We start from the raw sequence: 13,154 nt of genomic DNA on the forward strand, positions 1-13,154 counted from the left end.
CTTGGCCGTAATCTCGTCCTCGGCCACCAGTCGAATGAGGTTCTTGAACTCCCCGAGGCGTCCCTCGACGTCCGTGATCTCCATGTCTCGGTAGTTGAGTTCCCCGAGAAGGCTGTCGGCGACCCACGCCGCGGCGAGGTCGGGGTCGAACTCTTCGGCCACGTCTTCGTAGAAGTCAGCGACCTGCTTGCTCGACGTGAGCTTGCTCGCGGCCTCCTTGTTCAGGCCGTACTCCTCGCGGAACCGCTCGCGGCGGGCGTCCGGCAGTTCCGGGATTTCGAGTTCCTGCTTCCAGTCGCTCACTTGGAGCGGCGGTAGATCTTCTTCGCGGAAGTAGCGGTAGTCCTTCTCCGCTTCCTTCGAGCGCATCGAAACCGTGGAACCGTGCGTTTCGTTGAAGTGGCGCGTTTCCTGTTCGATGGCCTTTCCGCGGCGGATGAGGTTCTTCTGTCGGCTCTCCTCGTAGGCCAGCGCGCTTTCGGCCCCTTTGTGACTCGAGATGTTCTTGACTTCGGTCCGGTTCGCCTCCGCGAGAACGTCCTCGGGAATCGACCCGTCGTCCGCAACGTCCTCCTCGGGAATGATAGACAGGTTGGCGTCGATGCGCAGGCTACCGTCTCGCGTCGAGTCGAAGACGCCGAGGTATTCGAGCACTTCCTCCAACTTTTCGAGGAAGGAGACGACTTCGCCGGGTTCACGGAAGTCGGGTTCAGTGACGATCTCCATCAGCGGCGTCCCGGCGCGGTTGTAGTTGACGAGGGTGTAGTCGGCGCGGTCGATGCCGACGGTCCGGGTTTCGATGTCGCCCGTTCCGTCCCGAACGTGCCGGAGACTGCCGGGGTCCTCTTCGAGGTGCGCGCGGTGGATTCCGACCGTTCGGGTTTCACCCTCGAAGCTGAACTCCAGTTCGCCGTCCTGACAGATGGGCGCGTCGTACTGGGTGATCTGGAATCCTTTCGGGAGGTCGGGGTAGAAGTAGTTCTTCCGGTGAAAGGTCGTCTCCTCGGGGATGTCGGCGTCGATGGCCTTGCCGACCTTGACGGCGTACTCCACGGCCGCCTCGTTCAACACCGGGAGCGCCCCCGGAAGCCCGAGACAGACCGGACAGGTGTAGGTGTTTGGTTCGGCGTCGTCTTGGTCGGTCGAACACCCGCAGAAGATCTTCGTGTCCGTTTCCAGTTGGACGTGGATTTCGAGGCCGATAACGGCCACGAGTTCGCCCTCTTGGACAGCCTGAGCAGTCATTACAGACTGGTTGGTCGGGTGAGTGTTAAAAGCCTACGGGACGCTCCCAACGACGCCTCTCACGAACGGAACGCGCTAATCGATCCGCTTCGGTTTCCGTGAGCATTCGCCGTCGATTCGTTGTCGGTGCTCGACCTACTGTCCTCATTGTTGTGACGGAGCGATTTACTTCGCAGGAGTCTGTCACATGTCTGACGCACATTTATAGGCAAACCGTCACGCATACGTTATATGACTAGCCAGCGCGACCGTATCGGCTCACTCGAATCTCGAATGGAAGAACTGGAAGCGACGATTCGTGGCCTGACGGAGGAACTCGTGGACGCGAACCAGCGAATCCGCGAACTGGAGCAGGCACAGGAAACGGCGGACGCGGACTCGAAATCGGAATCGGAATCGGAATCGGCGCAGGACGAAGAGGCTAAATCTGACGAGTCCAAGGACGACACAGAAGAAGAGGAGTCGTCCGGACTCGGCGACGACATCATCGTCGCGTAGGACTTCTCCTCACCCCACGAGCAATCCATGCACATCAAAACGCTCGTCCTCGACAAATTCAAGAGCTTCGGCCGGAAGACCGAAATCCCGTTTTACGAGGACTTCACCGTCGTGACCGGCCCGAACGGCTCCGGGAAGAGTAACATCATCGATAGCGTTCTCTTCGCGCTCGGATTGGCCCGAACGCGCGGCATTCGCGCCGAGAAACTGACCGACCTCATCTACAACCCCGGCCACGACGGTGACGAGGCGGCGGGCAACGGACCGCTCGAAGCATCCGTGGAAGTCGTTCTCGACAACAGCGATGGAACCCTCGACCGGACGCAGGTCGTCAACGCCGCCGGGACGGATAACGTCGGCGACGTGGACGAAATCACCATCAAGCGCCGGGTCAAACAGACCGAGGACAACTACTACTCGTACTACTACCTGAACGGCCGCTCGGTCAACCTTTCGGACATACAGGACCTGCTCGCACAGGCGGGTGTGACGCCGGAAGGTTACAACGTCGTCATGCAGGGCGACGTGACCGGCATCATCAACATGACGCCGTACGAGCGGCGCGAAATCATCGACGAAATCGCCGGTGTGGCGGAGTTCGACGCGAAGCGGGACGCCGCCTTGGAAGAACTCGAAGTGGTCAAAGACCGCGTTGAGGAGGCCGAACTGAGAATCGAGGAGAAAGAAGACCGGCTCGACCAGTTGCGGGACGAACGCGAGACGGCGCTCGAATATCAGGGTCTCCGCGACGAAAAAGAGGAGTACGAAGGTTATCTGAAGGCTGCCGAACTCGAAGAGAAACGGTCGGACTTGGACGCGACTCGAACGGATATCGACGCCAGAAAGGAGGAACTCGTCTCCCTCCAGCGCGAACTGGACGAAAAGCAGGGAAAAGTCGTCCGTCTCGAAGACCAACTGGAGGAACTCAACGCCGAAATCGAGCGCAAGGGCGAGGACGAACAGCTCGCCATCAAGAGCGAAATCGAGGAGGTCAAAGGCGAAATTTCCCGTCTCGAGGACAAAATCGAGACGGCGGAAGAGAAGATCGAGGACGCGGAAAATCGGCGACGGCAGGCGTTCGTCGAAATCGACCGTAAACAGGAAACGGTCGACGAGTTGGACGGCGACATCCGCGACATCAAAATCGAGAAGGCCTCGGTCAAGGGCGAAATCGGAACCAAGGAAGCGAAACTCGCCGAAATCGAAGAGGAGATAGAGAACGTCGATACCGAGTACGACGAGGTGAAAGCCGACCTCGCCGAGAAGAAAGACGCTCTGGAAGCCAAAAAGAGCGAGAAAAACGAGCGCCAGCGGGAGAAAGACCGCCTGCTGGACGAAGCGCGGCGGCGTTCGGACGCGGTGAACGAGAAGCAAAACGAACTCTCGTCGGCCCGCGAGCGGATTCCCGAACTCGAAACCGAACTCGGCGATTTGGCCGACGAACTGACGAAAGCCGAGCGAAACGCGGCGCAAATCGAGGACGTGGTGTCGGACCTGAAGGAAGAAAAGTCCGAACTCCAGTCCGACCTCGACGCGGTAGAAGGGAAGATACAGTCCAAACAGCAGGAGTACGCCAAACTGGATGCGCGGGCCAACGAGAGCGGCGATTCGTCGTTCGGCCGCGCCGTTTCAACGATTCTGAACGGCGGACTGGACGGCGTTCACGGCGCGGTGGCACAACTCGGAGGCGTGAACCAGCAGTACGCAACGGCCTGCGAGACGGCCGCGGGCGGCCGACTGGCGCAGGTCGTCGTGGACGACGACAACGTGGGACAGCGCTGTATCGAGTATTTGAAACAGCGAAATGCGGGCCGGGCGACCTTCCTGCCCATCACGAAGATGCAAAAGCGCCGCCTACCGTCCCTGCCCAACACGCCGGGCGTGGTCGATTTCGCGTACAATCTCATCGACTTCGATTCGGAGTACGCCTCGGTTTTCTCCTACGTCGTCGGCGACACGCTCGTCGTGGAGGACATGGAGACGGCCCGCGAGTTGATGGGCGACTTCCGCCTCGTGACGCTCTCGGGCGAACTCGTGGAGAAGAGCGGGGCGATGACCGGCGGTTCGACCAGTGGGTCGCGCTACTCGTTTTCTGCCTCCGGCAAGGGAAAAATCGAGCGCGTGGCGCGCCAGATAAACGAGTTGGAGGACGAGCGCCAGTCGATTCGACAGTCCATCAACGGCGTCGAAGAGCGGTTGGACGACGCCCGCGACCGGCAGACCGATGCGACGGACCAAGTTCGAAGCATCGAGAACGACATCGAACGGAAGGAGTCCGAACTCGAATCCATCGAGGAGCGCATCAGGTCGCTACAGGACGAAATCGAGGAGCTACAGGACGAACGCGAGTCGGTCACCGAGCGGATGGAGGAACTCGACGCCGAGGTGTCGGCCCACGACGAAACCATTGCGTCCATCGAGGAGGACATCGCGGACCTCGAAAGCGAACTCGCGGATTCGAAGATTCCCGAGCTGACGAGCGAGGCCGACGAGGTGAACGAAGAAATCGACGCGCTTTCGGACCGAATGGATTCGCTCGACGGCAAACTCAACGAACTGCAACTCGAAAAGCAGTACGCCGAGGACGCCATCGACGACCTCCACGACGAGGTGGAATCCGCACAGAACCGAAAAGCCGAGCAGGAAGAGCTGATTTCGGAACTCGAATCGGACATCGAGGAGCGAGAGGAAATCCTCGAAGAAAAGCGCGAGGCGGTATCGGAACTCGAAGAGGAACTGACCGAACTCAAGGACGAACGCGCCGAGTTGAAGGAGGAACTGCAGGAGGCGAAGTCGAAACGCGACACCCAGCAGTCGAAGGTCGAGGGCGTCGAGAACCGACTCGAAAGCCTGCAGCGGAGCGCGAGTCGTCTCGAAGAGGTGGTGTCCGAACTCCGGGAGGAGGTCGGCGAGTACGACCCCGAGGACGTGCCGGACCACGATGAAGTGCAGGAAAACATCGACCGACTCACTCGACAGATGGAGGCGCTCGAACCCGTCAACATGCTCGCCATCGACGAGTACGATGAGGTGGACGAGCAGTTGGACGATCTGAAGGACCGAAAAGCGACGTTGGTGGAAGAGCGCGACGGCATCCGCGAGCGTATCGACTCCTACGAATCACAGAAGAAGGAGACGTTCATGGAGGCTTTCGACGCCATCGACGCGCACTTTCAGGATATCTTCACTCGCCTGTCGGCCGGGTCGGGCGAGTTGTTCCTCGAAAACGACGACGATCCCTTCGACGGCGGCCTGACGATGAAGGCGCAACCGGCGGACAAACCCGTCCAGCGTCTCGATGCCATGAGTGGGGGCGAAAAGTCGCTGACCGCGCTCGCGTTCATCTTCGCCATCCAGCGGTACAACCCCGCGCCGTTCTACGCGCTGGACGAGGTGGACGCCTTCCTCGACGCCGTGAACGCCGAACGCGTCGGCGAGATGGTGCACGAACTCGCGGGCGACGCACAGTTCGTCGTCGTCTCGCATCGCTCCGCGATGCTCGACCGTTCGGAGCGCGCCATCGGCGTGACGATGCAAGGGGACAACGTGAGCAGCGTGACTGGTATCCGGTTGGACGGGGAGCAGGAGGTGCCCGCGGATGACTAGCGATGTTCCGGAGGAACATCGGAACACGAGCGGCGAAGCCGCGAGTAGCGATTCTCCGAAGGAGAATCGGAACGCGAGTAGCGCGGAACTCCGTTCCGCGGACAGTCGAGCGGCGGAGCCGCGAGACGACGACATTCCGCTCGATATCGCCGGTCACGAGGACCGGGAGCGGGGGGAATCGGACCTCCTCTCCGACCTGCCGACGGAGGGGTCGGACGACGAGGTGGAACCGGTCGAACTGCTCGTCCAACTCGCGGAGGAGGGCGAAATCGAACCGTGGGACATCGACATCGTGGACGTGACGGACAAGTTCCTCGACCGGTTGGACGGCACCGACCTCAGAACCTCGGGACGGGCGCTGTTTTACGCCAGTGTGCTCCTTCGGATGAAGAGCGACGCGCTCCTCTCGGAGGACGAACCGGAGGAGGAAGCGGAACTCGAACCGTGGGAAGCGCCGATGGCGATGGACGAGACGGACGGGTTCGATCCGGTCGCGTCGCTCGAAGACGAGATGGAGCGACGACTCGACCGGAAGAGCGCCCGCGGAAAACCGGAGACGCTGGACGAACTCGTCCGCGAACTCCGGGAGCGCGAACGCGGGTCGTGGTGGAAGGAGTCGCGGACCTACGACACGAGCGGCTCGCCACAGGGGTTCCAGCGCGGGACCCAGACGCTCGACTACCACTCGGGCGACGACATGCGCTTCGACGACGAACCCACGGAGTCGGAGGTGACGGGCACGACCCACGACGAGGACATCGAGACGGTCATCGACGACGTGCGGGGTGCGCTGGTCGAACAGTACGAGGCGGGGAGAACGGAAGTGCTCTACGCCGAAATCGAAACGGTCGGTTCGACGCGGGTCATGACGTACCTCGCTCTGCTGTTTCTCGCCCACAGAGGAACGCTCGTGCTCGAACAAGACGACCTGTTCGGCGACCTCTGGGTGCAGGACGCCCGCGAGACGGACGACGCGGAACCGCCGGAACTCCTCGCTGATTAATCGAGCACCGATTCGAGCGCGTCCATCGTCTTCTGGACGCGCGTTTCGTCGGCGCTGTAGCCCATGTGACCGACTCGGAGGAGGTCCGATGCCATCTCACCGAGTCCGGTGGCGACGAGGACGTCGTGGTCCTCGTACAATCGCTCCTGTATCTCCTCCGCACGTCCCTCGATTTCGAAGGCCGTGACGGTGGGCGAACAGAGCGACTCCGTTCCGGGGAACGGTTCGAGTCCGAGTTCCTCGCCGCGCTCTCGGCAGCGTTCGGCCGCCGTTTCGTGGCGCGCGAACACGCTCTCCCGACCTTCGTCGAGAATCCGGTCCAGCGACGCCTCCAGCGCGTACAGGTTCGACACGAGGTGCGTGTACGGCAAGAAGGAGTAGTCGGCGTCCTGCCACGGTTCCAGACTGGTGTAAAAGCCGTCCTGCTCGGTTTCCTCGACCTTCTCCCACGCCGCATCGCTGACGGACATGGTGGTCAGGCCGGGCGGCGAACTGAAACACTTCTGCGAGGCTCCGAGACACACGTCGATGTTCTCGACCGGGACCTCGGTGCCGCCGAGCGACGACACGGCGTCCACGATGGTCAGAATCCCCGCCTCCTGCAACGTCGCCAGAATCTCGCCGAACTCGTTCAGCAGACCGGTCGGCGTCTCACAGTGGACCATCGTGGCGGCGTCGAAGTCGCCCGATTCGACGCGTGCGGCCACCTCGTCCGGGTCGAACGCGTCCCTGTAGTCGGCCTCGTGGACCACCGGGGTGCCGCCCGCCATCTCCACGAAGTCCGCGAAGCCGTCGCCGTACACCCCGTTGGCGAGACAGAGCACGTCGTCGCCCGGCGAGACCAGCGAATCGACCGCGGTTTCCAGCCCGAGGATTCCCTCGCCGCCGAGGACGACCATCTCGTCGTCCGTTCCGTACACCCGCGCCAGTTTGTCGAGGAGGGTTTCGTAGTACGATTCGAACTCGGGATTCACGTCGGGGTTCATCGCCGGTTGCGCCATCGCTTCTCGAACGTCCTCGGGGACGGCGGTCGGCCCCGGCGTCATCGTGAGCGTGTTCTCGTCCATAGGTCCCCTGCGTTCGCCGTCGAAGTTAAACCGTTCCACCGACCGGGACCCTGGGAACGGTCGAAGACCGGACTGGGCCGCTGGAGAATCTCGTCGTTTTCCTACGTCGGTTTCGTTACCGAATTCGGCTCGGATTCAGAGGTATTCGCCCGCGAGCAGGTCGACTTCCTCGCGCGTCTCCTCCGGAATCGCTTCCGTCGGGGTGTTGATGGTGCCTTCGAGCGCGTGGTCACAGTCGCACTCGCGCTCGTCGGGCATGGTTCGAATCGCGTGCTCGACGACCTCCTTGATGGCGTCTTCGTTCTTCGCGGCGTTGTCGAGCACTTCCTCCAGGGTCACCTCGCTGTCCTCCTTCCACACGTCGTAGTCCGTGACGCCCGCCACCGTCGCGTAGCACATCTCGGCTTCGCGGGCGAGTTTCGCCTCCGGGATGGCAGTCATGCCGATGATTTCGAAGCCCTGTGCGCGGTAGAACTCGCTCTCCGCGCGGGTCGAGTACTGCGGGCCTTCGATACAGACGTAGGTGCCGCCCGAGTGGTGGTCCGCGTCGGTCGCCTCGCCGCTGGCCTCCGAGAGGTGAGAGACCATGTGCGGGCAGTACGGGTCCGCGAAGGGCATGTGGACGACCATGCCGTCGCCGAAGAACGTCGGGGTCCGGTGTTTCGTCCGGTCGAAAATCTGGTCCGGGACCACGAGCGTCTGCGGCGGCAGTTCCTCGCGGAGGCTGCCGACCGCGTTGCTCGCCAGAATCCGCTCCACGCCGAGTTGCTTCAGCGCGTGAATGTTCGCCCGATACGGCGCTTCCGTCGGCGTCTTCTGGTGTTTCGGACCGTGGCGGGGCAGGAAAGCGACTTCCTTCCCGGCGAGTTCGCCGATGGTGACGGGCGCGCTGGGTTCGCCGAAGGGCGTCGTCACGTTCTCCTCGCGGGTGTTTTCGAGTGGCAGTGCGTCGTAGATGCCGCTTCCGCCGATGAAGCCTATCATGACGGGTACTCGTCCCGGTGTCCACCTAAACGACACGGGTTCGGCTCGAACGGGGATTCGGAGCCTTTTTAGCCCGTCCGTGCTGCATGATGCCGCGACACACGACCCAAAATACGATATCGGGGACCTCCCGTATCGTCCTCGCTCTTGGCTCGGGAACGGACCTCTCGGCTGCGGACCGATTATTCGTCCGTCCCGTCCCGAACGGCCTCGTAGCGCGTCTCGATTTCCTCGAACAGTTCCTTGCCGATCGCGGTTCGGAGTCGCGGTTCCGCCGTGGCGAAGAACTCGTCCAAATCCTCGTACTCGTCGAACCGGTCGTTCTCACGCTCGCCGTCGTATCGCGCTTCACGCTCGTAGACGAGCGCTTGCAGGCACATGTCCACCAGGTCCATGTCCTTGACGAAGACGGACTCGGGAGTCTCGCGGGTTTCGTACTCCTCCCACAGGTTGCGGATTTCGGGGTCCAGCGCGGGCGCGAGGTCGGCCATGGCTTCGCGTTCCCGCCGGTCTTTCTCCGCCGCGGAAATCCGCTGGTCGGCGTCGTTCACGCGCGTCGCAACGTCTCCCGTTTTCGCCTCCGCGAGGTCGTGCACGAGCGCCATGCGGAGCGCCCTGTCGGTGTCGATGTCGGCTTCGTTCCCGTACTGCAAGCAGAGGAGTGCGACGCCCCACGTGTGTCCAGCGACCGATTCGGGGTCCGAAACCTCCCGGAGTTGCCACCCGGTTCGGCGTTCGTCCTTCAGCGCGAACGCGTCCGCGAGTGCGTCGATGGTGTCCACGGTTTCTACTGCACGCCGGTCGAGTTCTCCAGCAGTCGCCAGCCGTCATCCTCGCGGGCGAGGACGTCCCGGCGAACCATCTCTTCGAGGACTTCGCTCAAGCGGTCCGGTTGGGCGATCTCCATCTGGATTCGCTCCACGTCGTGATACTCGTTGAGGTAGTGTCGGATGTCGTCCTTCGTGAACACCTCGTCGTCGGCTCGGTCCAGCGCGCCGCTGGTGATGTCTATCATGTCCTCGATGAAGTTCCACGGGTAGACTATCCACGCCCACTCCTCCAGTCGCTCGCCGATGTAGTCGGGGTCGAACTCGCTCGTCTGGAGCAGTTGGAGGGTGGCGGTTCGGATTTCGCCTGCGTCGCGGTCCTCGACGTACTCCGCGGCGTGCTTGATGGACCCGCCCGTATCCGCGATGTCGTCGATGATGAGCACGTCCTTGCCCTCGACGCTCCCCTCGGGCATGGGGTAGCGGACTTCGGGTTCGCTCGACTTCTGGGCCGCCCCGACGTAGTGTTCCATCTTGAGGCTCGTCAGGTCGTCCAAGCCGAGGAAATCACAGATACATCGCCCGGCGAACCAGCCGCCGCGTGCGAGCGCCACGATGACGTCCGGTTCGAATTCGGAGGTCTTCACCTGCTCGCTCACGTCGCGGCAGAGACTGTAGATGTAATCCCAGTTGGTGATGGTACATTTGAAATCGTCCGGGATGTCGCTCATTCTATCCGAACGTCGCGCGTCGGCACACTTAACGGTTTACAGGTGGTCGCGTACGCCCAGTTGCACGCGTCGTCGAACCCCGAGATATGCCCACTGCGGGGTGTACTCGCCTGTTTGGAGGAGCCGGATGGCACGCGCCGTCGCGTAGTGGTTCCCGTCCGCGATTGTCGGTCGTTCCCCGTGGTCGCGCTTGAACAACACCAGTCGCCGCGACGGTGCCGGGAGCGCCGCCGCGATTTGACGAACCCGCGTCACGTCGACGTCATCGTACGTCCCGGTCAACTCGTCCGCCAGAATCCGCCGTGCCGCACCCAGCACGCTCCCGTCCGGTGACAGTCGTCGCCACGATTCGTTTTCGGGTCCGTCGATGACCCGGAGGCGGCGAAACCGCGATTCGTCGAGGTCGAACCGATACCATGCGATGGGATACCGCCAGAGAAACGAGGCCTCGAACGCACAGCTATCGAGCAGTTTCGCGACGAGCGCCCACTCCGGTTCGTCCGGGTCGAACTCGACGTCCACACCCGGCTTGACCCGCTCGTTTTCGAGCCACGTTCGAACGACTTCGATTTGGGGGACGCGCTCTCTCATGGATACCGTGCTACGCCTCCCGCGTGGAAAACGCTACCCCGCTAGCGCCATCAACTATATTACGATTCGAACCTTAATATCACCGAACCAGGCAGTGAAAGCACCGACGACGGACCTGTCCTGACGCCCCCAAACCATGACGCACACACAAGAATTCGAACACCTCCTCGACTGCAAGAACGTCCTCGGCGTCGATTACGACGAGGAAACGAACACGCTCACGGTCTTCGTCTCGCAAAAGCTCCCGGACGCGGAACTCGACGACGAGGACAACGTGAAAAAACGCGTCTCCGGCGTTACCGTCCGCGTCGAAGACGCGGGCTACGGCGACGAACGCGACGGATTCGACGCGCTCGCCTTTCTCGAACCCCTCCCCGATGCCGAGGCGGGCCGCCACGACCGCCATCGACCGGTCGTCGGCGGTATCAGCGAAATCAACGCGAAATCGACGGCCGCGACCGCTGGGCCGTATCCCGCCCGCGTGACCGACACTGACGCCGCGAACTGGGCCGAGTCGGTCTCCGAGGGCGACGTCGTTCGCCTCTCGAACAACCACGTCTACGCCCGGGTGAACAAGGGCGAGTTCGGCGAACCGGTCATCCAGCCATCGCCGAGGGACGGCGGGAGCATGCCCGACGACAAGACCGGCGAACTGCGCGGCTACGTCACCATTGACGACGGCGCGCTGGTGGACGTCGCGGCGCGCTCCGTGGACCCCGAGCGGGAATCCCCCGAGTACTACAAGTTGGACGACTCGTGGCCGACGAGCGTCCGCCGCGAGGACTACCGCTCGCTCAAGGGTCAGACGGTGACGAAGACGGGCCGCACCACCGGCGTCACGAGCGGCGACGTGAAGGCGACCGGGGCGAGCGTCCGCGTGAACTACGGCGACGCGGGCACCATCAAACTCCGCGACCAACTCATCGCGGGACCGATGTCGAAGGGCGGCGACAGCGGGTCGCCCGTCTTCCTCGATTCGACCGGCGAACTCGTCGGCCTGCTCTTCGCCGGGTCCGCGCGCCAGACCATCTTCTCCAAAATCGCGGCCGTCGAGTCGGAACTCGGCGTCGAACTGCTGACCGAGGAACCCGGCGAGGGCGGAAACGGCGGCGATGGTGGTAGCGGAGGCGGGGATGGCGGCAGCGGCGGTGGCCGTGGCGGAGACGGTGACGGCGGCCGTGGCGGCACGGGCGGAGGCGACGATGGGTCGGTTACCTACCGCGAGACGTTCGATACCACGGTCACGGTTTCGACCGACGGGCCGGAACTGTCGCTCGAATCCTTCTCGGTGTCCGGCGCGACGGACTCCGGCAAGCAGATGAAGGCGACCGCGGAGGTGTCCGGCACCGCGGCCGGAACCGGGTGGCTCTCCGTGCAGGGGAATCGAACCACGTTCGAGTTGACCGACGACCACGCGCACGAGGGAGCCTTCGTCCGTGACGTGTCCCTGACCGTCGAGGTTCCCGACTCCTCGCCGGATTCGTTCGACTTGCGCGTCACCGGCGGCTACGTCGTTCAGTCGTCGTAATCGCCATCGGAATTGAATGCAAGGCGCACATCTTTCACCCCGCGCCGACAGGTCGTCGTGCCCGTGGTGCTACCGTAGCAGAACGAGGAAAAAACGCGACGAGAAACTCAAACAACATCTCAGACGACGGCGAAGGTCGCAACGAGGCTCCAGCGGACGATGCCAAGGAGGTAGAACGTGAGGACCGCTCGATTGTTCGTGGGGAGCGAGGACCCGATGTGCAGCCGTGATGGTGCGGCGTCCACTTCTACGACGTCGTTTTCTCCACCTTCCATCGCCATGGTTGGACCGCTTCCAGTCCGCGCATGGAGAAAGGAGAACACGAACAGGGACGCGATTAGCAGCAGGCCGATGGCTTTGCCATAGAGCTACGCGAGCGGGACGACCGTTACACCTGCTGCAATGACGGTGTACGCGAGGAGGGTGGAGGAGAGCGTATTTCGTTCCATAGCTTGATGTAGTGAGTTGTGGACCCGAGCTTTGTGAAGGAACCGACATCTGTTTGATTGCAACGTCGAATTCGGCTGCTCCGAATGATCGGTGGAAAAGTAGTCTGCGTTCTGGGATTTCGGCGCGTTTCAAGATGCGTGATCGGTTCTATATCCAAAGTAGAACGTACGACGGAAGTGAGTTCGATTTCTCGAATTTGCCTGTTTTGGACGGTTGACTTCCTGTGGGCAGTATAAGCAGAAGTAGAATAGCGTCGGTTGTTCGGATACAGTCCGTGTGGCATTTGTATTGCATGTTTAACGAGTAGTTTTCAATGAATGCAAAGTAGAATTATAGCCTGCAAAGATATAGCACCTACGAATAGGCGAATGGAGAAGGAGAGACGAATCTCACGGTGTAAGAGTACGAGAAATAAGTAAAATGTATCGTAATAATAAATCAGATTATGTATTTTCACCCATTCACTAAAATACACAGCTGGCAATTTAAATCCGAGTCAATATCGGATTCGGCTTATTGAGATAAGCATTGAAATTTTATTTACACATGTTGTTTTCCGGATTGATGCATCACAATCTGAAATTCGTAAACCCTCTTGACGAGATGACATCTGTATATAGATAATAATGCATTAATACTTAAACAAAATATTATCATTCATTTATTATTCTCACCGGAACATTT

At 61.4% G+C, this 13,154-nt stretch carries 11 protein-coding genes; 4 read left to right on the forward strand and 7 right to left on the reverse strand.

The features are described from left to right. Positions 1-1,245 (reverse strand): Asp-tRNA(Asn)/Glu-tRNA(Gln) amidotransferase subunit GatB (gatB, locus tag BG842_RS25340; protein WP_069452962.1); only part of this gene is annotated, 1,245 nt, incomplete at its 3' end. Positions 1,246-1,476: 231 nt separating this feature from the next. Here gatB and BG842_RS25345 point away from each other — a divergent pair. From BG842_RS25345 to BG842_RS25355, 3 genes are read left to right on the forward strand one after another with little or no spacing between them, the layout of a single operon-like run. Further along, positions 1,477-1,743 (forward strand): hypothetical protein, encoded by a 267-nt coding sequence (locus tag BG842_RS25345; protein ID WP_232423799.1) that lies wholly within the window; start codon positions 1,477-1,479, stop codon positions 1,741-1,743. Between the two features lie 27 nt (positions 1,744-1,770). Then, positions 1,771-5,349 (forward strand): chromosome segregation protein SMC, encoded by a 3,579-nt coding sequence (smc, locus tag BG842_RS25350; protein ID WP_069452963.1) that lies wholly within the window; start codon positions 1,771-1,773, stop codon positions 5,347-5,349. Further along, positions 5,342-6,352, forward strand: coding sequence for a ScpA family protein (locus BG842_RS25355; RefSeq protein WP_175424291.1), 1,011 nt, complete (start codon positions 5,342-5,344; stop codon positions 6,350-6,352). The genes smc and BG842_RS25355 overlap by 8 nt, the downstream gene beginning before the upstream one ends. On the opposite strand, the gene BG842_RS25360 is transcribed toward BG842_RS25355, so the two are convergent. From BG842_RS25360 to BG842_RS25380, 5 genes are all read right to left on the reverse strand, one after another. After that, on the reverse strand, positions 6,349-7,419 hold the full coding sequence (locus BG842_RS25360) for an alanine--glyoxylate aminotransferase family protein (protein ID WP_069452964.1): 1,071 nt from the start codon (positions 7,417-7,419) through the stop codon (positions 6,349-6,351). The two genes, BG842_RS25355 and BG842_RS25360, sit on opposite strands and share 4 nt — an antisense overlap. A 135-nt stretch (positions 7,420-7,554) precedes the next feature. After that, the gene (gene mtnP, locus BG842_RS25365) at positions 7,555-8,403 is read right to left on the reverse strand and encodes an S-methyl-5'-thioadenosine phosphorylase (protein ID WP_069452965.1); all 849 of its coding nucleotides are present in this window, start codon (positions 8,401-8,403) and stop codon (positions 7,555-7,557) included. Between the two features lie 182 nt (positions 8,404-8,585). Beyond that, positions 8,586-9,185: an HD domain-containing protein gene (locus tag BG842_RS25370; protein ID WP_069452966.1), complete on the reverse strand. Its 600-nt coding sequence runs from the start codon at positions 9,183-9,185 to the stop codon at positions 8,586-8,588. 5 nt (positions 9,186-9,190) lie between these two features. Continuing rightward, entirely contained in the window at positions 9,191-9,901 is a 711-nt protein-coding gene (locus BG842_RS25375) for a phosphoribosyltransferase (RefSeq protein ID WP_069452967.1), read from the reverse strand. A 36-nt stretch (positions 9,902-9,937) separates the two neighbouring features. Then, on the reverse strand, positions 9,938-10,492 hold the full coding sequence (locus tag BG842_RS25380; protein WP_069452968.1) for a hypothetical protein: 555 nt from the start codon (positions 10,490-10,492) through the stop codon (positions 9,938-9,940). Between the two features lie 136 nt (positions 10,493-10,628). On the opposite strand from BG842_RS25380, the gene BG842_RS25385 reads away from it, so the two are divergent. Next, positions 10,629-12,020, forward strand: a complete 1,392-nt coding sequence (locus tag BG842_RS25385) for a hypothetical protein (protein WP_069452969.1) — start codon at positions 10,629-10,631, stop codon at positions 12,018-12,020. A gap of 119 nt (positions 12,021-12,139) precedes the next feature. Here BG842_RS25385 and BG842_RS32310 read toward each other — a convergent pair whose 3' ends face one another. Then, positions 12,140-12,301: a hypothetical protein gene (locus BG842_RS32310; RefSeq protein ID WP_254663479.1), complete on the reverse strand. Its 162-nt coding sequence runs from the start codon at positions 12,299-12,301 to the stop codon at positions 12,140-12,142. Positions 12,302-13,154 lie beyond the last annotated feature (853 nt).

Source organism: Haladaptatus sp. W1, assembly GCF_001723155.1.
GTDB lineage: Archaea > Halobacteriota > Halobacteria > Halobacteriales > Haladaptataceae > Haladaptatus > Haladaptatus paucihalophilus.